Source organism: Aurantimonas coralicida DSM 14790, from assembly GCF_000421645.1.
In the GTDB taxonomy this organism is placed as follows: domain Bacteria; phylum Pseudomonadota; class Alphaproteobacteria; order Rhizobiales; family Rhizobiaceae; genus Aurantimonas; species Aurantimonas coralicida.
The window spans coordinates 182,181-204,283 of record NZ_ATXK01000003.1 but is presented as its reverse complement, the minus strand read 5'-3'; the positions used below and the strand labels follow the sequence as shown (position 1 = coordinate 204,283).

Genomic DNA, 22,103 nt, shown 5'->3' with positions numbered 1-22,103 from the left:
CCGGCGTCAGTCCGGCCCCGACGCTCCGGCGAGACCGGTCTCGGCCAGGACAAAATCCGCCATGGCCGCGATGTCATCGAGGCCGAAGACCGGCAGCGCGCTGTCGGTCACCGGATGATCGGCGGCGATCGCCGCGATGCCTGGTGCGTGGTCCTGCATCGGCCGGCGATCGCGTGCCTCCTGTCGCCGGCACTCGATCTTGGGGTGCGGCTCGCGCTTGTAGCCCTCCACGAGAACCAGGTCACAGGGCGACAGCCGGGCGACGATGTCGGCAAGGCTCGGCTCTTGCGCGCCGCGCAATTCGTGCATCAGCGCCCAGCGTGTTCCCGAGACGATCGCCACCTCGCCAGCGCCGGCGCTGCGATGGCGGAAGGAATCGGTGCCCTCCCGATCGATCTCGAAGGCATGGTGGGCGTGCTTGACCGTCGCGACCCGGTAGCCGCGGGCGGTGATCTCGGTCACCAGCCGCTCCGTCAGGGTCGTCTTGCCGGAGTTCTTCCAGCCGGTGATGCCGAATATGCGCTGTTCCACCTGGCACCCGTCCCTTCGCTGCATCCTGCCCGCCCGGCGGGGTCCCTGCCCTTCTATGCGAGGAAGGAAAGCCCGGTCGAGATGCCATGCGTCCTGCCGGTTCGCAGCGCGTGCGACGGCGAAGAGACGTTGCCGCCGCTGGACGCTTGGCGATAGATGGAGCGATGTCCGATACCGCGCCCACCTATCTGACCACCCGCGAACTCGCCGATCTCATGCGCATCAAGGAGCGCAAGGTCTACGACCTGGCGGCCAGCGGCGAGGTGCCCTGCATCCGCGTGGTCGGCAAGCTGCTGTTTCCGCGCGAGGAGGTCGCCGCCTGGATGGCCGCCGCGCGCTCCGGGCCGGTGGCGACCGAAACCCGACTGCCGATGATCCTCGCCGGCAGTCACGATCCGCTGCTGGAATGGGCGCTGCGCCAGTCGGGCAGCGGACTGGCCGCCTTCTTCGACGGCAGCTCCGACGGCATCGGCCGGGTCGCGCGGCGCGAGGCGGCGGCCTGTGCCACCCATATTCGCGAAGCCGGTGGCGACTGGAATGTCGCCACGGTGCGCGACATGCTGGGCGACGCCCCGGTGGTGCTGATCGAATTCGCCCGCCGCCAATGCGGCCTGATCGTCGCCCCCGGCAATCCGCATGCGATCGAGGCGGTCACCGATCTGGCGCCGCTGCGCTTTGCGCGGCGGCAGCCCGGCGCCGGCGGCCAGAAGCTATTCGAGGCGCTGGCGATGGAAGCCGGGCTCGACCCGGCGGCGCTCGCCGGCCCGCCGGGCGTCGCCAAGACCGAGGACGACGTCGCCCGGCTGGTGCTGGACGGCAAGGCGGATGCGGGCTTCGGGCTGGCGGCGATGGCGGCCCAGTACCGACTCGGTTTCGTGCCGCTGGCCGAGGACCGCACCGATCTGCTGGTCTGGCGGCAGGCCTTCTTCGAGCCGCCGCTGCAGGCGCTGATGCGGTTCCTGCACACGCCCGAATTCCACGACAGGGCGGCCGAGATGAGCGGCTACGATGTCCGCGCGGCAGGCACGGTACATTACAACGCGCCCGGCCCCTGACCGGCAGCCGTGAAAGCGCGCCGGTGTCAGCTTCGATCGCCGGTCATGTCGGCATTCGGAAAGAACAGCTGCTGGCCATCGACCCTGTAGTTCGCGATGGCCGCCTGCCCCTCGTCTCCGGTCAGCCAGTCGATGAAGGCCTGCCCTGCTTCGGCCTTCACCGCCGGATGCCTGTCCGGGTTCACCAGGATCACGCCATACTGGTTGAACAGTTCCGGGTCGCCCTCGACGACGACCGTGTGATCGCCCTTGTTGCCGAAGGAAATCCAGGTCGCCCGGTCGGTCAGGACGTAGGCGCCCATGCCGATTCCGGTGTTAAGGGTGGCGCCCATGCCCGATCCGGTTTCGCGGTACCAGCTGCCGGAGGCGGCGGCGAGGTCGATCCCGGCGTCCTTCCAGAGGCGCAATTCGGCCTTGTGGGTGCCGCTGTCGTCGCCGCGCGAGGCGAAGGGCGCCTTGGCGGCCGCGATCTTCCCGAGCGCGGCCTCGGCGTCCTTCATGCCCGCGACACCGGCGGGATCGGCGGCGGGGCCGACGACGACGAAATCGTTGTACATGACGTCGAAGCGCTCGACACCGCCGCCGGCCGCGACGAACTTCTCCTCGGCGGGCCTGGCGTGAACGAGCAGCACGTCGCCGTCGCCATTCTCGGCGTTCTTGATCGCCTGGCCGGTGCCTACCGCGACAACGCGAACCTCGATGCCGGATTTTTCGATGAAGGCCGGCAGGATGGCGTCCAGCAGTCCGGAATTCTGGGTGGAGGTCGTCGACTGGACGACGATGAAGTTCTCCTCGGCCGTCGCCGGAGCGACCATGGCGCCCAGCGCCAGCGTGGCGGCGGCGATGGCCCCGATCAGTTGCGTCTTCATGCTTTCCCCTCCTTCGCCGCGAACGGCGTTACAGAACCAGCCCACCGGCGAGAAACTGCCGCGCCGGCTGTGAAACAGGCTCATAGAAAAACCGGTCGACCGGCGTCTGCTCGACGATGCGGCCGCCGTGAACGAACACGATCTCGGCGGCCAGACGCCGCGCCTGGCCGATGTCGTGGGTGACCATGACGATCTTGGTGCCGGCCGCCGCGACGCGGCGCAGCAGGCTCTCGATCGCCTGGGTCGCCCCCGGATCGAGGCTCGATGTCGGCTCGTCCATGAACAGGATGTCGGGCGCGGTCGAGATCGCACGGACCACCGCCAGACGCTGCTGCTCGCCGCCCGAAAGGGTGCGCGCCGGCTGGTTTGCGCGGGCCGCCAGATCGCCCATGGCCAGGAGCGCGGCGACGCGTTCGAGGCGCGCGATGCGTGGCATGCCATGGACCTTCAGCGCGTAGTCGACATTGGCGGCGACGGAGCGGCGCAGCAGCACCGGCCGCTGGAACACCATGGCCTGACGCCGGCGCACGGCCTTGTCGAGACCCTGGCCATTGTAGCGCAACTGCCCGGAGGCCGGCGTGATCAGCCCGTGCAGCAACCGCAGGAGCAGGCTCTTGCCGGCGCCGTTCGGCCCGAGAATCAGGGTCGGACCGCCGGCAGCAATGGTCAGTCCGGCAACGTCCAAGAGTGTCCGCCCGCCGGCCCGGAACACAAGGTTCTCGGCCTGCAGCGGCAGGACCGAGGCCTGGGTCGTGCCGGCGGCCGGGAGCGCTTGGACCGGTGACAGGTCGGCGTCGCTCCGCTCAAGGGCGATATCGTCACGCATGGGCGGCCTGCGGGCGGCCGGCGCCGATGAGCCCGACCGACGCGTTGATGGCGATGGCGATGATCAGCAGGATCGCGCCGAGGGCGAGGGCCAGCGAGAGATTGCCCTTCGAGGTTTCCAGCGCCACCGCCGTCGTCATCACCCGGGTCACGTGGTTGATGTTGCCGCCGACGATGATCACCGCGCCGACTTCCGCGATGGCCCGGCCGAAACCGGCCAGCAGCGCGGTGACGAGGCTGTGCCGCCCGTCCCAGAGCAGCGTCGGCACCGCCGCGAGACGCGAGACGCCGAAGGAGCGGAGCTGCTCGGAATATTCGGCGTCGAGATCCTCGACCACCTGGCGGGTCAAAGCGGCGATGATCGGCACCACCAGGACAACCTGCGCGATGATCATCGCGGTGGGCGTGTAGAGCAGCTGCAGCACGCCCAGCGGTCCGGCATTGGACAGCATCAGATAGACCAGCAGGCCGACCACGACCGGCGGCAGCCCCATCAGGGCGTTCAACAGCACGATGGCGACGCGTCGGAGCGGGAAACGGCCGACGGCGAGGAGCGCACCGAGCGGCATTCCGACCGCCGCGGCGATTAGAACAGCGGTCAGGGACACCCTGAGCGAGAGCAGGACGATGGCCAGCAATTCCGGATCACCGGACAGGATCAGATGACCTGCCAGTGCAAATGAGTTCGCGAAATCCTGCATTTTCTCCTGTTTCGTCCGCCTGCTTGCGTCGTCGTGGGAGATTATGCCCGGGAACGCCCTTTTCGTCCAGCTTAAGCAATCGTTACCGCATCTGCGTTGTATTCGAACGCAGTTGCGAGACGTGCCCCGGGAAGTCGTACGCAACGCAGAGTATATAAATATGAGTGAAACAGTCATGTTTAAGCAAGCCGCTCGGCGACATTGCCGCAGGGCCAGAAAACCGTTGTGAATCGGACGATTTGTTGCTCTACTGGAGTGGGAGAACAGCCTTGCAGAACCACAATCTCGCTGTAACGACGGAACCGGCCGAGGCCGAGGCCTTGCGCGCCAACCTCTACAGGTTGCTTGCGCGCCTTCTGGCGCGTCCGGCCGACGAGGCGTTGCTGGCGATGCTGCAGGGCCTGTCCGGCGATGACAGCCCGCTCGGCCGGGGCATCGGCGATCTCGCCGGCGAGGCGCGCGCGATTTCGCTCGCCGCAGCCCGCGAGGAATATCAGGAGCTGTTCATCGGTGTCGGGCGCGGCGAGCTCGTGCCCTACGGCTCCTACTACCTGACCGGATTTCTCAACGAAAAGCCGCTGGCGCGGCTGCGCTCCGACATGGTGCCGCTGGGCATCGCCCGCTCCGAGGACAGCCGCGATCCCGAGGATCACGCCGGCGCTCTGATGGAGATGATGGCCGGGCTGATCGAGGGCAGCTTCGGGCAGATCCAGCCGCTTGCCGTCCAGAAGGATTTCTTCCGCAAGCATGTCGGCTCCTGGGCCGGGCATTTCTTTGCGGATCTGGAGACCAACCGCACGGCGCGGCTCTACCGCCCGGTCGGCACGATCGGCCGGCAGTTCATGGCCATCGAGGAATCGGGCTTCGACATGTAGCCGCCCAACCCGCGGGGACGGCGGCACCCCGCAAAAGGAACGAGACCAGGGCACGGCCCTTCGACCACGGAGAAACGAGATGAGCGACAAGAGCACGGGAACGAAGGGCGGCACCCAGGCCGATCGCCGGGCTTTCCTGAAGTTCGCAGGGCTGGGCGGCGTGGCCGGCGGCGCCGCGCTGGTCACCGGCGCGCCCGCCGAAGCGGCGATCACCGAGGACGACACGACGGGCGCGGGCTACCGCGAAACCGATCATGTCAGGACATTCTACAAGTCGGCACGGTTCTAACCCACCCGCCAGTCAAACGGATCGCGGGCGGCCGCACATCAAGGATCGGAGGCAGATATGCTCAGGAAAAAGGCAAACGGCGCGGCGCGGAGCAACCGAATGGCGTCGGCGCTGTCGGAGCTGGGGACGGCCGCGGTTGATCGCCGGACCTTCCTGAAGCGCTCGGGCCTGACCATCGGTGGCGCCGCCGCCGTGGCGACGCTGTCCGGCGGCATGGTGCGCCGCGCCGAGGCCGCGGGCGAGACCGCGACCGGCGAGATGGAGATCCGCAAGTCGGTCTGCACTCATTGCTCGGTCGGCTGCACGGTGCTGGCGGAAGTGTCGAACGGCGTCTGGGTCGGCCAGGAGCCGGGCTTCGATTCCCCGTTCAATCTCGGTGCCCACTGCGCCAAGGGCGCCTCGGTGCGCGAGCACGCCCATGGCGAACGCCGCCTGAAATACCCGATGAAGCTCGTCGGCGGAAAATGGCAGCGCATCAGCTGGGACGAGGCGATCAACGAGATCGGCGACAAGATGCTGGAGGTCCGCGAGGCCGCCGGCCCCGATTCCGTCTACTGGCTCGGCTCGGCCAAGCATTCCAACGAACAGTCCTACCTGATCCGCAAGTTCGCCGCCTATTGGGGCACGAACAACATCGACCATCAGGCCCGGATCTGTCACTCCACCACGGTCGCAGGTGTTGCCAACACCTGGGGCTACGGCGCGATGACCAATTCCTACAACGACATCCACAATTCCCGGGCGATCTTCCTGATCGGCGGCAACCCGGCCGAGGCGCATCCGGTCTCGCTGCTGCATCTGTTGAAGGCCAAGGAAGAGAACAACGCCCCGCTGATCGTCTGCGACCCGCGCTTCACGCGCACCGCGGCCCATGCCGACGAGTATGTGCGGTTCCGGCCGGGCACCGACGTCGCGCTGATCTGGGGCATTCTCTACCACATCTTCGAGAATGGCTGGGAAGACAAGGAATTCATCAACAGCCGCGTCTGGGGCATGGACCAGATCCGCACCGAGGTCGCCCGCTGGACGCCCGAGGAGGTCGAGCGGGTCACGGGCGTTCCGGGCTCGCAGCTCCAGCGCGTCGCGCGGACCATGGCCGAGAGCCGTCCGGCGACGCTGATCTGGTGCATGGGCGGCACCCAGCACACCAACGGCAACAACAACACCCGCGCCTACTGCATCCTGCAGCTCGCCCTCGGCAACATGGGCAAAGCCGGCGGCGGCACCAACATCTTCCGCGGCCATGACAATGTGCAGGGCGCGACCGATCTGGGCGTCCTCGCCGACACGCTGCCGGGCTATTACGGCCTGACCGCCGGCTCCTGGGCGCACTGGGCCCGGGTCTGGGAAGAGGAACTCGACTGGCTCAAGGGCCGCTTTGCCGTGATGCCGGGCGCCGGCGACGAGGGCAAGGACCGCCTGATGATGAACGAGACCGGCATCCCGGTCTCGCGCTGGATCGACGGCGTTCTCGAGGCCAGGGAAAACCTGGAGCAGCCCGACAACACCAAGGTCATGGTGTTCTGGGGCCATGCGCCGAACTCGCAGACCCGCCTGCCGGAAATGCAGAAGGCGATGGGCATGCTGGAGATGCTGGTCGTCATCGACCCGTATCCGACCATGACCGCCGTCCTGCAGGACCGCACCGACGGGGTCTATCTGCTGCCGGCCTCCACGCAGTTCGAGACCTCCGGCTCGGTGACCGCGTCAAACCGGTCGCTGCAGTGGCGCGAGAAGGTGGTCGAGCCGCTGTTCGAATCCCTGCCCGACCACACGATCATGCACAAATTCGCCGAGAAGTTCGGCTTCGCGGACCGCATGTTCCGCAACATCGAGGTCAAGGACGGCGAGCCGGTCGTCGAGGACATCACCCGCGAGTTCAACCGCGGCATGTGGACCATCGGCTATACCGGCCAGTCGCCGGAGCGCCTCAAGTCGCACATGCAGAACCAGCACACCTTCGACCGCACCACGCTTCGCGGCGTCGGCGGCGCGCATGACGGCGAGTTCTACGGCATGCCCTGGCCGTGCTGGGGCACCGCCGAGATGAAGCACAGCGGCTCGGCCAATCTCTACGACACCTCGATCCCGGTGGCGCAGGGCGGCATGGGCTTCCGCGCCCGCTTCGGCGTCGAGCGTGACGGCGACAACCTTCTCGCCGAGGGCTCCTGGCCGGTCGGCTCGGAGATCGAGGACGGCTATCCCGAGTTCACCTTCGCCATGCTCAAGGAGCTCGGCTGGGACAAGGACCTGACGCCCTACGAGCGTCGCTACATCGATTATGTGGCCGGCTTCGCCGACCAGCGTCCGAGCCAGGGCGACGATGTCGGCGAGCAGTCGCAGACCGGCGAGATCGATTCCGACTACGACGAGAAGGTCGGCGGCGTGAACTGGAAGACCGACCTGTCGGGCGGCATCCAGCGCGTGGCGATCGCCCATGGCTGCGCCCCCTACGGCAACGCCAAGGCCCGCGCCGTGGTCTGGACCTTCCCCGATCCGGTGCCGATCCATCGCGAGCCGCTCTACACGCCGCGCCGCGATCTGGTGACGGATTATCCGACCTATGAGGACAAGACCTTCTGGCGCGTGCCGACGGCCTACGCCTCGATCCAGAAGAACGACTATTCCAAGGACTTCCCGATGATCATGACGTCCGGGCGTCTGGTGGAATACGAGGGCGGCGGCGACGAGACCCGCTCCAATCCGTGGCTCGCCGAGCTGCAGCAGGACATGTTCGTCGAGATCAACCCGTCGGACGCCAACGATCTCGGTCTTCGCGACCGCGACACGGTGTGGCTGCACAGCCCGGAAGGCGGCAAGATCCGCATCATGGCGATGGTCACCGAACGCGTCGGTCGCGGCGTGGTGTTCACGCCCTTCCACTTCGGCGGCTACTTCCAGGGCAACGACCTGCGCGGGAAATATCCCGATGGCGCCGACCCTTACGTGCTCGGCGAAGCCTGCAACACGGCACAGACATACGGCTACGATTCGGTGACGCAGATGCAGGAAACCAAGACCACGCTCTGCCGGATCGAACGGGCGTAAGGGAGGATCAGACCAATGGCACGAATGAAGTTCCTCTGCGACGCCGAGCGCTGCATCGAATGCAACGCCTGCGTGACCGCCTGCAAGAACGAGCACGAGGTTCCGTGGGGCGTGAACCGCCGGCGCGTCGTCACCATCAATGACGGCAAGCCAGGCGAGCGGTCGATCTCGGTCGCCTGCATGCACTGCTCCGACGCACCCTGCATGGCGGTCTGCCCGGTGGACTGCTTCTACCAGACCTCCGACGGCGTGGTTCTCCACTCCAAGGACCTGTGCATCGGCTGCGGCTATTGCTTCTACGCCTGCCCCTTCGGCGCACCGCAATATCCGCAGGCCTCGAATTTCGGTTCGCGCGGCAAGATGGACAAGTGCACCTTCTGCGCCGGCGGTCCGGAAGAGGACAATTCGGCGGTGGAGTTCCAGAAATACGGTCGCAACCGTCTGGCCGAGGGCAAGCTGCCGCTGTGCGCCGAGATGTGCTCGACCAAGGCGCTTCTCGCCGGCGACGGCGACACGGTGTCGTCGATCTACCGCGAGCGTGTCGTGGCCCGCGGCTTCGGCGCCGGCGCCTGGGGCTGGGGCACCGCCTACGACCAGAAGCTGGGCGGCTGATACAGCCGCGCATGCACTTCCGGCGGACGGCTCCGGCCGTCCGCCGCCCGACCATGACCGGTGGCGCACCGCGTTGCCCATTCCCGCCGCATCTTTCACCCGAACGGGGATAGAGGACATGCCTAGCCTCAGAGCGTCTCTCGCTGTCTTGTCACGCTCCGCCCCGCTACGGCGTCTTGCAGCTCTCGTGCCGGTCCTCGCCATCGCCGTCTTGATGCTGTTCGCCGCAGCCGGCACCGGCCAGGCCCAGAGCTCGGTCCGGCCGCCGGACAACGCCTCGCCGACCGGCGGCGCCGTCCCCGGCGACGCGCTCGGCACCACCTCTGACGCCGAAATCTGGCGGTCGGTGCGCCAGGGCATTTCCGGCGGCGTCTCGATCCCCGACAAGAAGGCCTCGGTGCTGGTGCAGTCCGAGGGCGAGTCCTGGCGCCTGCTGCGCAACGGTCCGATGTTCGACTATCTCGGACTGGCGATGATCGGCATGCTGGTCCTGCTCGCCGTCTTCTTCGCCGTTCGCGGCCGCATCCGCGTCCAGCACGGTCTTGCCGGCGTGACCATCAAGCGCTTCGGCCTGGTCGAGCGCACCGCCCATTGGGTGATGGCGCTGTCCTTCATCATCCTCGCCATCAGCGGGCTGAACATCTCCTATGGCCGCGAGCTGATCATGCCGCTGATCGGCAAGGAGCTCTTCGGCCCGATGTCCGGCTTCCTGAAGATGTCGCACAACTACGTGGCCTTCGCCTTCATGGCCGGGCTGGTGGTCGCCTTTGTCCTCTGGATCGTCCACAACCTCCCCTCGCGCGCCGACTTCGTCTGGCTGATGAAGGGCGGCGGCTTCTTTTCCAAGGGCGCGCATCCGCCGGCCTGGAAGTTCAACGCCGGACAGAAGGTCATCTTCTGGCTGGTGATGATCGGCGGCCTGTCGCTCAGCGTTTCGGGCTGGGCCCTGCTGTTCCCGTTCGAGCACGGCTTCTTCGGCGACACCTTTACCGCCCTTGCCGGCATCGGCCTCGACGTGCCGGCCTGGCTCGGCCTGCCGCAGCCGCCCTATTCGGTGATCCAGGAGCAGCAGTTCAACACCATCTGGCACGCCGTCATGGCGGTGTTCATGGTCTGCGTGATCTTCGGCCACATCTATATCGGCACGATCGGCATGGAAGGCGCCTTCGATGCGATGGGCAGCGGCGACGTCGACCTGAACTGGGCGCGCGAGCATCATGCGCTCTGGGTGGATGAGGTCCTGAAGAAGGACGGCCGCCCCGAGGCCGGGGCGCATCCCGCACCTGCGGAATAGCGGCCGGCGTGACGCGACCATGCGCCCCGCTTTGAGACTGGCGGCGCTCGCCGCCGCCGCCATCCTCGCGATGCTGTCGAACCCGGCCGGCGCAGAGGCGCTGCCGGAGCGGCTGGTCGGCCACGGCGGACCGGTGAAGGCGGTCGCGCTGTCCGACGACGGCACGCGCGCGCTGACCGCCTCCTTCGATTATTCGATCATCCTCTGGGACATGACCGGCCCGGACGGCACCGTCGCCGCCCGGCTCGCCGGCCACGACGCGGCGGTCAACGACGTCGCCTTCGTCCCCGGCACGGACAAGGCCGTCTCGGTCTCCGACGACGGCTCCTTCGCCATCTGGGATCTTGCGACCGGCGAGCTCGAACAGCGGATCACCGATACGCCGGTCAAGGTGCTCGACGTCGCCGTCAGCCCGGACGGCCGCTTTGCCGCCGCCGCGCGCTGGGACGGAACGGCGCGGATATTTGACATTGCGGAGGGTCGCGAGATCGCGCGCGCCGAGGGCCATCAGGGCAATGTCAACGCGGTCACCTTCGCGCTGGACGGACGGCAATTGTTCACCGCCGGCTATGACGGCGCGATCCGTGCGTGGCCGCTCGACGACGGCCGCATCGCCGGTTCGTCGCGTGTGCTCTACACCCATGGCTGGGGCGTCAACGTCATCACCCCCCTGCCCGGCGGCACCCTGCTCGCCTTCGGCAGCCAGAACGGTGTGACCGGTCTCGTCGACCTGCCGACGCTGGAAACCGTGGAACTCGCCGCGAAAGAGAATCCGGTGCTGTCGATCGCCGCGTCACCACGGGCCGGATGGTTCGCCACCGGCAGCGCCGACGGGCGCATCCGGGTCTTCGACATCGACACCGGCACGCTGGTCGAGGAATATGGCGACGTCTACGGCCCGGTCTGGGGCCTGTCCTTCACGCCGGACGGCAAGGAGCTCTACCGGGTCGGGCTCGACGATTTCGCCATCCGCTGGCAGGTCTCGCCGCGCCAGCGCATGGAGGCGATCCAGTCGGTCTATCCGCGGCGGTTCCAGGCGCATGGCACGGACGATCCCGGCGAAAGCGAGTTCCTGCGCAAATGCTCGGTCTGCCATACGCTGACGCCGGATGACGGCAACCGCGCCGGGCCGACGCTGTTCGGCCTGTTCGGACGCAAGGCCGGCACCGTCGAAGGCTATGCCTATTCGGAGGCGTTGACGGAATCGGATATCGTCTGGACCGAGGACACGGTATCACAGCTGTTCGACCATGGACCCGACGTCGTCACGCCGGGCACCAAGATGCCGGTGCAGCGCCTGAAGAGCGTCGAACGGCGCGATGCGCTGATCGCCTATCTGAAGCGGGCGACCGCAACCGACGCCGAAACGCCGCCGCCGAGCGGGCGACCGGCACCAGAACCGGGGGAGACCACACCACAATGAAGGCATTCCTGCTAAGCGTGGCCATCGTGCTGCTCATCGGGCTGGGCGTCGGCCTCCTGCTCAACACCGAGCTGGAACAATCGGCCAGCGAAGCCTATTCGACCGAGAACGTCCGGCTGCAATAGGCCCGATCGACCGCGCACGCACGCGTCGCGGGACGCGGCGGCACGGTGCCTTCACACGCCCGGTGAGAGACCGATCATCACGCGGAGCGCCGCCGGCGGCACCGCGACAGCAAGGAACAGGACCGATGAGCGAAGAAGCCTTCAACATGTCACTGCGCAAGTTTCTCAAGCAGGTCGGCGTGACCTCGCAGCGCGAGATCGAGGAACTGGTGCGCTCCGGCAAGGCCGGCTCGGGCCCCTTGAAGGTGCGCATGCATCTGACCGCCGAGGGTGAGCCGTTGGACCATGTCGTCGAGGGTGAAATCCAGCTGCCGTGACGCTCAGCCAGATCGACATCGCGCCCCTGGCGGACCCTGAATTCCCCCCCGCCTTCACCGGCCACCCGGTGGCTGCGGGCGTCGACCCCTTCGCGGCGGCGATCGATGCCGCGCGCGCGCAATCCCATGGCGCGGGCGATCTGTTCTGGAGCCGCGACACGGACTGTGCGGCGGCCGCGCTGATCCTGGAGCCGGACGTCGCGCTCGCCAAGGCCGCGCAGATGCTGCCGCTCCTGATGGTGGCGATCGGCGACGCGCTGGGCGGCATCGGACCGCCGAATCTGGCGCTGACCTTCCGCTGGCCCGGCACGATCCTGGCCAATGGCGCGACCGTCGGCGCCGCGCGCCTGCATGTTCCAGAACCGCGCGATCCAGACGGGATCCCCGACCACATGGTCGTCGGCTACGCGCTGACCATCGAGGCGTCGCGGAACGGCCCTGCCGAGCCGGGCCACGATCTGGCCGCGACCGCCCTGATGGAAGAAGGCTGCGGCGAACTCGACCGCACCCTCATCGTCGAGGCGGTGGCGCGGCATTTCCTGTCGTGGATCGACGGATGGACCCATGACGGGTTCCGTGCCGCGCATCAGAGCTGGACGTCCCGCGCCGATGCGATGGGCGAGACCGTGGACATCGTCCTCGGCGGCGTCCGGCATTCCGGCACCATGATCGGCCTCGACGACGCCGGCGGGGCCCTGTTGAAGACCGATGGGCGCACGGTGCTGCTGCCCCTGACCGATGCCGCAAGCGGAGCCGATTCCTGATGCAGATGCCTGCGAAACCCCTCGCGCCACAGGGCCGTGTCGTCTGGAAATCCGCCGGCCTGCATCTGACCCACAAGCTGGACAATGGCTGGCTCGCGGTCACACCGGATTTCCTGCGCGCCTACTACACCCGGCCGGAAATCCACCCGATCGAGGAAAGCTGCGACAACGAGCATCGCCTGTTCGAGCGGCTGATGGAGACGCCCGACGCGACGGTCACCGAGGCCGATCTGGCGGCGCTCGCCGATGCCGACACGGCCGACAATTACCGCATGCTGCTGGCCTATCGCGACCATCTCCTGCGGCACGGTTCCATCGAGGCCGGCTATCTCGCCCTGTTCCGTCCGGAGGCACCGCGCGTGCCGCCGGTCTTCATGGAACAGCTGGTGCACCTGATCCTCGGCGGGCTTCTGGCCGAGGAAACCGACCCCTTCGTTCTGCGCGCCGCCGAACTGTTCTTCCGCGACCAGATGGCGACGACGGGCGACGGCCAGCTGACGCTCGCCGACGCCGAAGTGGTCGAGATGTATTCCGAATCCGGTGGCCTTGGCGGGCTGGGCTCGCTTCTGGCCGAAGCCGGCACGCCGATGCGCGAAGTCTCGCTCGACGTGCTGAGCGAGGAGAATTGCGAGACCTATTGGGGCCGGGCCGACCAGTTCAATTTCGCCCTCGATTTCCGCTTCACCCAGCCGGGGCAGGATGCGCTGGCGCGGGTGATCGAGCGCTGGGTTGCGCATTTCCTGCACCTGCCGGTGCGGGTCCAGGCGATGCAGTCGATCACCGACCAGCACTGGTCCTGGCATGTCGGGCTTGATGCCGAGGCAACGCAGACCCTGAACGGGCTCTACGAGGGCGAAACGGTCGACGAGGACCGCATCGGCCGGATCGCCGCGCTGTTCCGCATGGAATTCAAGGACGACGACCGGATCCTGCCGACCATGCGGGGCAAGCCGGCCTATCTCGGCGTGGCGGTGAACCCCACCGGTCTCATCCGGCTGAAGCCCCAGAACCTTCTGACCAATCTGCCCCTCACCTCCGGCGTCCAATGATCAAGGAATCGACATGACGACTTCATCACACAGCGTCGCGAACTCGCCCTGGATGCGCCTCGTGGCGCTGGTCTTCGCGATCGCCCTCGCCGCCCTCGCCTTCCTCGTCTACATCCAGACCGAAGAATGGGTGGCCGGTGTCGAGGAGCGGGGCGAGGAGCTCGGCACGCTGCGGGTCGATCCCGACGTCGCGGCCTGCGTGGACAAGCGCTTCGCCGACATCGACGTCATGGTCCAGCAGGATCTGATCACCGCCGAAGCCGCCGAGAAGTCGCGCGCCGATGCGCGCTCCCTCTGCTACCAGCGCAACTGATCCTCAGTCGGTGGTGAGGAAGTCGTCGACCGTCAGGCCGCGTCGGCCGGCTTCCAGATAATCATCGGTGGTGCGGACCTTGGGCCGCTGGGCGATGGCGAAGGGGTCGCCGCCGTCGGCCGCCAGGGCTTCCAGCCGGCAGCTCTCGCACATGCTCAGAAGCGCCACCCGCTCCTCGGTCTGGAACATCCAGTGCTTGCCGCCGAGCGTTTCCCTGACCCGGTCGAGCATGCCGCGCGCGGCGAAGGGCTTGCCGCAACAGGTGCATTCGGCCGGTTCGTCCTCGTTCAGCGTCACCGGCTGCATCACCGTCGGCGCCAGATTGTAGCGCGGATCGAGCGTGATCGCGATTTCCGGACAGGTCGCGGCACAGATGCCGCACTGGACGCAGGCCGCCTCCACGAAGCGCAGTTCCGGCTTGCCCGGCGTGTCGCGCAGGGCGTCGGCCGGACAGGCCGAGACGCAGGCCATGCAGAGCGTGCAGCGTTCCTTGTCGACGAGAATATTGCCGTAGGGCGCCGATGACGGCAGGCGGATCAGATCGTCGGCCGGGCCTGAACCGGCGGCTGCGGCGATCGCGATGCCGGCGCGCGCCACCTCGCGCTTGCCGCCGACCGGCGCGAACGCCGTGCGGGCGATCTCGGCAGCCTCCTGCCGGTCATACAGCAGCGCCTCGACGATTTCCGGATCGCGCTCGGCGACGATCCGCACCCGGTCGGGCGCATGGCCGAGCCCGGCGAGCAGCGCCTCGGTCAGCGCGATTTCCTCGTGCAGCGCGTGCAGTTCGCCCGATTTGCGCGGATCGACCAGGACCGCCAGCGAGCGGAAGCCGGCGGCCAGCGCCGCGACGATCAGGTCGTGGCCCAGCGCCGTCGTCGAATGCATCTCCAGCGGAATGACGTTGGCCGGCAGGCCGCGACCGAAACGCGCCATGGCGTTGATCAGCGATGCGCCATGCTCGCGCTCATGCACCATCAGCACGGGCGCCTCGCCGCCGGCGGCCAGATAGGTGCGGGCCAGCGTCTGCACCCGTTCGATCGACTGGGCACGCGCCGGATAGTCGTAGGAGACCGCGCCGGTCGGGCAATGGGCGGCGCAATTGCCGCAGCCACCGCAGATCGCCGTGTCGATCAGGATGTTGTCGCCGTCGGGCGAGATCGCGCTGGGCGGGCAATTGTCGATGCACTTCGTGCAGCCGGTCTTCTTCGACCGCTCATGGGCGCAGATCGACGCGTCGTAGCTGACATAGATCGGCTTCTCGAACTCGCCCTCGTAGCCGCTGGCGTCGAAGACGCTCCGCATGACCGCCGCCGGATCGGCGGGATCGGCGCGGAAATAGCCGTCGCGACCGGTCGGGCGGGCAAAGAGCGGCGCGTTGCCGCTCATGTCGAAGAGGACGCTGCAGGACGATTTGGCGCCGTTGCGCGGCAGGGCGAATTGCGGCTCGCCGCGCGACGACGGCAGCATGGCGGCGTAATCGTCGACGACGATGTCGAAACCGCCGAGCGTGCCGGTGGCCGAAACCACCCGGCCGCGGAAGACCGGGAAGTCGAGCACTTCGGGCAGCAGGATGTCGTCGGCATCGGTCAAGAGCAGCGTGACCGACAGCGTGCGGTTGAGCAGCGTCGCGGCGTCCAGGGCCGCCTGCCCCCGGCCGGTCACCAGGCACAACCCGTCACTTTCGATGGCCCGCAGGCGCGCCGGCGCCACCGGCAGCGAGGCCGCGCCGATCAGCGCCGCCATCTTCGGCGCGATCGACGCCTTGTCGGCGGTCCATCCGGCCATTTCGCGAATGTTGACGAAGGCGGAAACCTCGCGCCCCTTCTCCTCGGCGATCTCGGCGAAGAGCGGGCTCTCCTGGGTACAGGCGACGACCACGGGCGCATCGCCCTCCATGGCGCCCTCGAAGGTGCCGATCTGGCTGCGGCACAGATGCGTGTGAACCGGCAGGTCCACGCCACCGAGGGCACGGCCGATCGCCCTGCCGTCCACCTGCATGGTCTTCTCGCAGTTGCAGACCAGAATCCGTTGGCTCGTCGCTCTCATGACTTCTCCCTTTGTCGATGAGGAATAACACGTTACGCTGTTTATGGCGGGTGAAAAACGAGCTCGCGGACTGCGAAAGGTGCGCCAATTTGGCCCGTGAACTGACGATCATGCTGGGTGTTCTGGCCGAGCGGCGCCGATCCGTCTCGCGCTGGGCGAAGGAGTACTGGATCCCGGTGGGAATCGCCCCGGCATCCGGGGGCCTGACCACCGGCGACGTGATGCTCAGCGACGACGAGCGGACGCGCTATTTCATGGGCGTGCATGCGCTCACCTGCCATGCGGCCGATACCGAGGCGTATGTGCACAATTTCAACAGCCAGGTGCCGGCGCTGTTCATCGTGCTGCGCCGCTCCCCGTCGGAAGATGGCCACCCGCTGCCGTGGTTCGTCCACAGCGTCACCGCCTCACCCTATCTCGCGCAGGATTACGACGACAGCGGCGAGGACATCGTCGAGCGCGTCCCGATGCCGCCGGACATCACCGAGACGCTCAAGGACTTCGTGAACCGCTATCACCAGGAAGAGGAGTTCAAGAAGCGCCAGCGCGACAAGCTGGATCTCGAGGACCACAAATTCGGCAAGGACCCGATCTTCCTGCAGCGCGAGAAGCCGGCCGGAGGCAATCTCGATGGCTGATGGCACGGGCGAAAACGACAGCTTCCTGTCGCGCTGGTCGCGCCGCAAGCGCGAGGTCGAGGCGGCCGAAGCCGCCGAGGCGGCGGACGCTCAGACGCCCGACGTCGTCGATCCCGAGGCCGTTGCCCGCGAAGCCGAGGAGCTGGAGCAGAACCGGCTGGCGGCGGAAGCGGTCGACATCGATTCCATGAAGGCCGGCGACGATTTCGGCCTGTTCATGAAGCGTGGCGTTCCGGAGCTCCTGCGCCGCAAGGCGCTGCGCAAGCTGTGGCGCTCCAATCCGGTCTTCGCCAATCTCGACGGTCTGAACGATTACGACGAGGATTTCCGCAATCCCGCGCACAATCGCTACACCTCGCTGTGGCAGCTCGGACGCGGCTTCCTGAGCACCGAGGAGCAGAGCACCCAACAGGCGACCGGCCGCCTGACCCGGCCCGAGCCCGAAGCGGATTCCGTGGCGGCGGAGGCGGAGGATCAGGGCGACGCGGACGCGGTCGCAGACAGTGCGGCAGATGCGCCCGTAGACGCCGCCGTCGACGAAGACTTGGGGGCCGAGCCGCAGACCGCCGTCGCCGAAGCGGGCCCGCAGGCTGCCGGCAACGACGGGCGGCTGATCACGGAGGAGACGGGCGTGTCGATCGCCGCCGTGCCGGAGCCCGAACCGGTCGAGCGAATCGAGAGCCGGGCACAGCCACAGCCGCAAGCGCGGCGCGTGTCGATCCGCCAGCGCCTGCAGGGTTAGGCCGGCGGCGAATCAGAGGTTCGGATCGGCCAGATGGTTGCGGAGCATCTCCTTGTAGGTGGCCGCCATCTCTTCGATGTAGACCTCGTGATCCTCCACTTCCCGCACCTTGTTGCCGACAAAGGCGTTGTAGCGGGCCGCGGCGTAGAGAAACGCCATGTGGATGTCAGTCGCCAGAACCTTCTGGTTGGCGCGGTTGGCCACGTCGATGAAGCGGTCCGCCAGCTTCAGGAAGGCGTCCGGATCGAGCGTCGGCGGCGTGCCTGCGGCGCGGCGCTGCTTGCGGTTTCCCTGGGATTCCAAGTCTTCGGGCCTCCGTTCGCGCTGTGAGGTCCGCGCCGATCCGCCCCGGGATCGCGATTGGCCAGGAGCGGCATTTGCCGTAAGAGACGCGGGACCCAATTCATAGCAGCGAGAGACCCTTTGGCAATCGACAAGGCAGACATCCTGGAGCAGCTCAAGCGGGTGAAGGGACCGGATCTCACCGGCAACATCGTCGATCTCGGGCTGGTCTCCGACATCTTCGTCGCCGACGGCAAGGTGTTCTTCTCTCTCACCATTCCGGCCGACCGCGCGGAAGAGCTGGAGCCGCTGCGCGCCGCCGCCGAGAAGGCCGCGTCCGGCGTTCCGGGCGTCGAGAAGGCAACCGTCGCGCTGACCGCTGAAGCGACCAAATCCTCGGCCCGTCCGGTCCGTCCGGCCCCGAGCCCGGCGCAGGCCGCTTCGGTGCCGCCGCCGATGGCTGCACGCGCACCGCAGCCTCCCAAAGCGCCCGAGAAGGCCGGCGTTCCGGGCATCGGCGCGATCATCGCGGTCGCCTCGGGCAAGGGCGGCGTCGGCAAGTCGACCACCTCCGTCAATCTCGCCCTCGGCCTGCAGGCGAACGGCCTGAAGGTCGGCATCATGGACGCCGACATCTACGGCCCGTCCATGCCGCGGCTCCTGCACATCTCCGGCCGTCCGCAGAACGTCTCGGGCCGGATCATCCGGCCGATGGAAGGCTACGGCCTGAAGGTCATGTCGATGGGCTTCCTCGTCGACGAGGAAACCCCGATGATCTGGCGCGGGCCAATGGTCATCTCGGCGCTAACGCAGATGCTGCGCGAGGTCGAATGGGGCGAACTCGACGTGCTCGTCGTCGACATGCCGCCGGGCACCGGCGACGCCCAGCTCACCATGGCGCAGAACGTGCCGCTGGCCGGTGCGGTCATCGTCTCGACGCCGCAGGACCTGGCGCTGATCGACGCCCGCAAGGGCCTCGCCATGTTCCGCAAGGTGGACGTGCCGATCCTCGGCATCGTCGAGAACATGAGCTATTTCGTCTGCCCCGATTGCGGCGGCCGGCACGACATCTTCGGCCATGGCGGCGCCCGCAAGGAAGCCGAGCGCATCGGCGTGCCCTTCCTCGGCGAAGTGCCGCTGGACATGCAGATCCGCTCGACCTCGGATGGCGGCACGCCCATCGTCATGTCCGAGCCGGACAGCGTGCACGCGAAGACCTATCGGGAGATCGCCCGGACCGCCTGGGAGCGGGTCGGCGAGGAACGCCGGATGGTCAGCGCGCCGTCGATCGTCTTCGAATAGGCGGCCGGTTCAGCAAGCGGCAGCCCGGTGATCAGCGCTCCGGGCCGCCGCCGATTGCCCAATCCCTGCCGGTTCAGAACAGGCTGGCATAGGGGATGAAACCGACCGTCTCGCCCGGCGCGACGGCGACGACATCCTCGCCCAGTTCGACCAGGCCGTCGGTGTCGACCAGCGAGGACAGGAGGCCCGCCCCCTCGCGCGGGAACTTCTGCACCTCCAGCGTGCCGTCGGCGGCGCGGCGGAGGCTCGCGCGGACATATTCGCGCCGGCCGAGCTTCTTCCTGTACGCAAAGGCCGCGCGCACCGGCGTTGCCACCGTCGCTTCGGGCTCCGCCCCGGCCAGCGCCAGGATCGCCGGGCGGGCAACATGGGCAAAGGTCACGAAGCTGGCCACCGGATTGCCCGGCAGGCCGATCAGCGGCGTGCCGTCGATCACCCCCATCGCCACCGGACGCCCCGGCTTGATGGCGATACGCCAGAACACCATCCGGCCCGTGCCCTCGACCGCGTCCTTGACGAAATCCGCCTCGCCCGTCGAGACGCCGCCCGAGGTCAGGACCAGATCGTGGTCCCTTGCCGCCGCGCGCAAGGTCGCAGAGATCACTTCGCGGTCGTCCGGCAGGATGTTGAGGTCCGAGACCGCGCAGCCGAGGCGCCGCAGCATCGCCATCAGCATGAAGCGGTTGGAATCGAAGAGCTGCGACGCGGCGCGTTCGGCGCCCGGCGCGACGATCTCGTTGCCTGTGGAAAAGATCGCCACCCGCACGGGGCGGCGAACCGTCAGCTCCACCTGCCCCAGCGCCGCAGCCATGGCGATGTCCTGCGGCCGCAGCCGGCGCCCCGAGCACAGCACAATGGCGCCCGTTGTCACATCCTCGCCGGCCGGCCGCATATTGGCCCCCGGCTTCAGGCCGGCAGGCAGCAGCACCGCCCCGTCGGGCTCGACGCGCACATCCTCCTGCATGAAGACGGTATCGGCGCCGCCCGGCATCGGCGCGCCGGTAAAGATGCGCGCGGCTTCGCCCGGCTGGACGGCCTCGGCGGAACGCGAGCCCGCCTGGACGCGGCCGCCAATGGCGAAGCGGAGCTCAGCCTCCTGCGGCAGATCGGCGCTGCGGATGGCGTAGCCGTCGACGGCGGAGTTGGCGAAAGGCGGCAGCGGCATCGGCGCGACGAGATCGGCGGCAAGGATGCGGCCATCGGCCTCGGCCAGCGGCACGGCCTCGATGCCGGCCAGCGGCTGCAACCGGGCGGCGATCAGCGACACGGTCTCGTCGACGGTCATCATCGGCCCGCCGAATGCGAAGCAATCGTCCGAAAGTTGCGCCATCCCCGCACCCGTTCATCGCATCGGCCGCCGCGGTGACCGCGCGACCGGTCCGGTCCCTATATGAGCGCCGGATCACATTCTACCCTTGCACGACACGCCGGACGCCCGCACACCATCGGATGCGCCGCCCATGCACCAGCCTATCGACAGGACCCCCATGTCAGACACCGACGATCGGCCGACCGTTGCGACCATCATGCCGGAGCCCGGCAATCCGCGCCTGACCGAGCGCGTTACCGGCCTCGACCAGACCGGGGCGCAGGTGGCGGTCTCGGTGCCGGTCGAGCGGGCGCTGACGCTCTATCTCAACGCCCAGGAGATCGTCACGATGATGACGATCAACGACTATCCGGAATATCTGGCGCTCGGCTATCTCCTCAACCAGAACATGCTGAAGCCCGACGATGTCGTCACCGGCGTCGACTATGACGACGATCTTGAGGTCGTGGTGGTGCGCACCGAGCGCGGCACCAATTACGAGGAGAAGCTGAAGAAGCGGACCCTGACCTCGGGCTGCGCGCAGGGCACGGCCTTCGGCGACCTGATGGAAGCGCTGGACGAGATCGAACTGCCGGCCGCCAGCCTGCACACGTCGTGGCTCTACGAACTGGCGAAGACGATCAACACCACCCCGTCGCTCTATCTGGAAGCCGGCGCCATCCATGGCTGCGTCCTCTGCGTGAAGGGCCGGCCGCTCTGCTACATGGAGGATGTCGGCCGCCACAACGCAGTCGACAAGATCGCCGGCTGGATGTTCCGCCACGGGGTCGATCCGGCCGACAAGATCCTCTACACGACCGGCCGCCTGACCTCGGAAATGACCATCAAGACCGTGCGGATGGGCATTCCCATCCTGGTGTCGCGGTCGGGCTTCACCGCCTGGGGCGTTGCGCTGGCGCGGCAGGTCGGGCTGACACTGATCGGCCGGGCCAAGGGCAAGCGCTTCGTGGCGCTGTCGGCTGCCGAGCGCATCGTCTTCGACCAGGATCTCGCGACGGTGGACGACGAACCGAAGCGCAGCAGACGCAAGGGCGCAGACCATGACAACTGACAATGCGGCGCCGGTCGGCGTGATCCTCGCAGGTGGCCTTGCCCGGCGCATGGGCGGCGGCGACAAGCCGATGCGGACCATCGCCGGCCGACCGATCCTCGCCCATGTGATCGAACGCTTCGCGCCGCAATGCGACGGAGTGATCCTCAACGCCAATGGCGATCCGGACCGGTTTTCCGGCTTCGCCCTGCCGGTGGTGCCGGACAATGTCGAGGGCCATCCCGGCCCCCTCGCCGGCATTCTCGCGGCGCTCGACTGGACGGCGGAACACCGGCCGGACGCGGAGTGGGTTGTCAGCGTCGCCGGCGACTGCCCGTTCCTGCCGCGCGATCTGGTGGCACGGCTCGGTGCCGCACGCGATGCCGAAGCCGCCGACCTTGCCGTCGCCGCGTCGGGCGAGCGCACCCATCCGCCCATCGGCCTGTGGAAGGTCGCCCTGCGCGGCGCCCTTCGCGAGGCGCTGGTCGGCGAGGAACTGCACAAGATCGACCGCTGGACCGCGCGCTACAGGCTGGCGACCGTCTCTTGGCCGGCCGAACCGGTCGATCCGTTCTTCAATGCCAATACGGTCGAGGATCTCGCCGACGCCGAGGCGTTGGCGCGGCAGACCGCCGACTGAGGG

24 protein-coding genes are annotated in these 22,103 nt (G+C 67.8%); 17 read left to right on the top strand and 7 right to left on the bottom strand.

All coding sequences use genetic code 11. The features are described 5' to 3' along the window. Nucleotides 1–6: 6 nt before the first annotated feature. Nucleotides 7–555: a molybdopterin-guanine dinucleotide biosynthesis protein B gene (gene mobB, locus H536_RS0109500; RefSeq protein WP_029702986.1), complete on the bottom strand. Its 549-nt coding sequence runs from the start codon at nucleotides 553–555 to the stop codon at nucleotides 7–9. A 140-nt stretch (nucleotides 556–695) separates the two neighbouring features. Between mobB and H536_RS0109495 the strand changes: the two genes are divergently transcribed. Continuing rightward, nucleotides 696–1,586 carry a helix-turn-helix transcriptional regulator gene (locus tag H536_RS0109495; protein WP_024350251.1) on the top strand — a complete coding sequence of 297 codons (891 nt, stop codon included), beginning with the start codon at nucleotides 696–698 and terminating at the stop codon, nucleotides 1,584–1,586. Nucleotides 1,587–1,612: 26 nt separating this feature from the next. On the opposite strand, the gene H536_RS0109490 is transcribed toward H536_RS0109495, so the two are convergent. Genes H536_RS0109490 through H536_RS0109480 form a run of 3 tightly spaced genes read right to left on the bottom strand, consistent with a single transcriptional unit; the run spans nucleotide 1,613 to nucleotide 3,981 of the window. Beyond that, complete coding sequence (locus tag H536_RS0109490) at nucleotides 1,613–2,455, bottom strand: ABC transporter substrate-binding protein (RefSeq protein WP_024350250.1); 843 nt, start codon at nucleotides 2,453–2,455, stop codon at nucleotides 1,613–1,615. A gap of 28 nt (nucleotides 2,456–2,483) precedes the next feature. After that, nucleotides 2,484–3,281 (bottom strand): ATP-binding cassette domain-containing protein, encoded by a 798-nt coding sequence (locus tag H536_RS0109485; RefSeq protein WP_024350249.1) that lies wholly within the window; start codon nucleotides 3,279–3,281, stop codon nucleotides 2,484–2,486. Continuing rightward, complete coding sequence (locus H536_RS0109480) at nucleotides 3,274–3,981, bottom strand: ABC transporter permease (RefSeq protein WP_024350248.1); 708 nt, start codon at nucleotides 3,979–3,981, stop codon at nucleotides 3,274–3,276. Before H536_RS0109480 ends, H536_RS0109485 begins: the two co-directional genes overlap by 8 nt. 269 nt (nucleotides 3,982–4,250) lie before the next feature. Between H536_RS0109480 and H536_RS0109475 the strand changes: the two genes are divergently transcribed. The 11 genes from H536_RS0109475 to H536_RS0109425 all read left to right on the top strand — a co-directional run bounded on the left by H536_RS0109475 (nucleotide 4,251) and on the right by H536_RS0109425 (nucleotide 14,090). Further along, complete coding sequence (locus tag H536_RS0109475; RefSeq protein ID WP_029702982.1) at nucleotides 4,251–4,856, top strand: TorD/DmsD family molecular chaperone; 606 nt, start codon at nucleotides 4,251–4,253, stop codon at nucleotides 4,854–4,856. A gap of 79 nt (nucleotides 4,857–4,935) precedes the next feature. Beyond that, a complete protein-coding gene (locus tag H536_RS0109470) occupies nucleotides 4,936–5,145 on the top strand; it encodes a twin-arginine translocation signal domain-containing protein (protein WP_024350246.1) in 210 nt (69 codons plus the stop codon). Between the two features lie 57 nt (nucleotides 5,146–5,202). Continuing rightward, the gene (locus tag H536_RS0109465) at nucleotides 5,203–8,193 is read left to right on the top strand and encodes a formate dehydrogenase subunit alpha (RefSeq protein ID WP_024350245.1); all 2,991 of its coding nucleotides are present in this window, start codon (nucleotides 5,203–5,205) and stop codon (nucleotides 8,191–8,193) included. Nucleotides 8,194–8,208: 15 nt separating this feature from the next. Then, nucleotides 8,209–8,805, top strand: coding sequence for a formate dehydrogenase FDH3 subunit beta (fdh3B, locus tag H536_RS0109460; RefSeq protein ID WP_009210417.1), 597 nt, complete (start codon nucleotides 8,209–8,211; stop codon nucleotides 8,803–8,805). A 118-nt stretch (nucleotides 8,806–8,923) separates the two neighbouring features. Next, entirely contained in the window at nucleotides 8,924–10,099 is a 1,176-nt protein-coding gene (locus H536_RS0109455; RefSeq protein WP_029702980.1) for a formate dehydrogenase subunit gamma, read from the top strand. A gap of 19 nt (nucleotides 10,100–10,118) precedes the next feature. Beyond that, the gene (locus tag H536_RS0109450) at nucleotides 10,119–11,522 is read left to right on the top strand and encodes a c-type cytochrome (RefSeq protein WP_244495410.1); all 1,404 of its coding nucleotides are present in this window, start codon (nucleotides 10,119–10,121) and stop codon (nucleotides 11,520–11,522) included. Then, nucleotides 11,519–11,647 (top strand): hypothetical protein, encoded by a 129-nt coding sequence (locus tag H536_RS25340; protein ID WP_280137472.1) that lies wholly within the window; start codon nucleotides 11,519–11,521, stop codon nucleotides 11,645–11,647. Before H536_RS0109450 ends, H536_RS25340 begins: the two co-directional genes overlap by 4 nt. 125 nt (nucleotides 11,648–11,772) lie before the next feature. Beyond that, a complete protein-coding gene (locus H536_RS0109440) occupies nucleotides 11,773–11,964 on the top strand; it encodes a DUF6494 family protein (RefSeq protein WP_009210420.1) in 192 nt (63 codons plus the stop codon). Beyond that, complete coding sequence (locus H536_RS0109435; protein ID WP_024350242.1) at nucleotides 11,961–12,728, top strand: biotin/lipoate--protein ligase family protein; 768 nt, start codon at nucleotides 11,961–11,963, stop codon at nucleotides 12,726–12,728. Before H536_RS0109440 ends, H536_RS0109435 begins: the two co-directional genes overlap by 4 nt. Next, complete coding sequence (locus H536_RS0109430; RefSeq protein ID WP_024350241.1) at nucleotides 12,728–13,777, top strand: DUF6352 family protein; 1,050 nt, start codon at nucleotides 12,728–12,730, stop codon at nucleotides 13,775–13,777. Before H536_RS0109435 ends, H536_RS0109430 begins: the two co-directional genes overlap by 1 nt. A 13-nt stretch (nucleotides 13,778–13,790) precedes the next feature. Next, the gene (locus H536_RS0109425; protein ID WP_155898444.1) at nucleotides 13,791–14,090 is read left to right on the top strand and encodes a hypothetical protein; all 300 of its coding nucleotides are present in this window, start codon (nucleotides 13,791–13,793) and stop codon (nucleotides 14,088–14,090) included. Between the two features lie 3 nt (nucleotides 14,091–14,093). On the opposite strand, the gene H536_RS0109420 is transcribed toward H536_RS0109425, so the two are convergent. Further along, nucleotides 14,094–16,136 (bottom strand): 4Fe-4S binding protein, encoded by a 2,043-nt coding sequence (locus tag H536_RS0109420; RefSeq protein WP_024350239.1) that lies wholly within the window; start codon nucleotides 16,134–16,136, stop codon nucleotides 14,094–14,096. An 89-nt stretch (nucleotides 16,137–16,225) separates the two neighbouring features. On the opposite strand from H536_RS0109420, the gene H536_RS0109415 reads away from it, so the two are divergent. Beyond that, a complete protein-coding gene (locus H536_RS0109415; RefSeq protein WP_024350238.1) occupies nucleotides 16,226–16,774 on the top strand; it encodes a DUF3305 domain-containing protein in 549 nt (182 codons plus the stop codon). Next, entirely contained in the window at nucleotides 16,767–17,516 is a 750-nt protein-coding gene (locus H536_RS0109410; protein WP_051141561.1) for a DUF3306 domain-containing protein, read from the top strand. Before H536_RS0109415 ends, H536_RS0109410 begins: the two co-directional genes overlap by 8 nt. 12 nt (nucleotides 17,517–17,528) lie before the next feature. Here the strand turns inward: H536_RS0109410 and H536_RS24765 are convergent, their stop codons facing one another. Next, the gene (locus H536_RS24765; RefSeq protein WP_024350236.1) at nucleotides 17,529–17,819 is read right to left on the bottom strand and encodes a DUF3144 domain-containing protein; all 291 of its coding nucleotides are present in this window, start codon (nucleotides 17,817–17,819) and stop codon (nucleotides 17,529–17,531) included. Between the two features lie 120 nt (nucleotides 17,820–17,939). On the opposite strand from H536_RS24765, the gene H536_RS0109400 reads away from it, so the two are divergent. Further along, nucleotides 17,940–19,100: an Mrp/NBP35 family ATP-binding protein gene (locus H536_RS0109400; protein ID WP_024350235.1), complete on the top strand. Its 1,161-nt coding sequence runs from the start codon at nucleotides 17,940–17,942 to the stop codon at nucleotides 19,098–19,100. A gap of 73 nt (nucleotides 19,101–19,173) precedes the next feature. Here H536_RS0109400 and H536_RS0109395 read toward each other — a convergent pair whose 3' ends face one another. After that, nucleotides 19,174–20,430 carry a molybdopterin molybdotransferase MoeA gene (locus H536_RS0109395; RefSeq protein WP_024350234.1) on the bottom strand — a complete coding sequence of 419 codons (1,257 nt, stop codon included), beginning with the start codon at nucleotides 20,428–20,430 and terminating at the stop codon, nucleotides 19,174–19,176. 157 nt (nucleotides 20,431–20,587) lie between these two features. Here H536_RS0109395 and H536_RS0109390 point away from each other — a divergent pair, with 157 nt between their 5' ends. Both H536_RS0109390 and mobA read left to right on the top strand, forming a co-directional pair. After that, a complete protein-coding gene (locus tag H536_RS0109390; RefSeq protein ID WP_024350233.1) occupies nucleotides 20,588–21,481 on the top strand; it encodes a formate dehydrogenase accessory sulfurtransferase FdhD in 894 nt (297 codons plus the stop codon). Next, entirely contained in the window at nucleotides 21,471–22,100 is a 630-nt protein-coding gene (mobA, locus tag H536_RS0109385) for a molybdenum cofactor guanylyltransferase MobA (protein WP_024350232.1), read from the top strand. Before H536_RS0109390 ends, mobA begins: the two co-directional genes overlap by 11 nt. The last annotated feature ends 3 nt before the right edge of the window (nucleotides 22,101–22,103 follow it).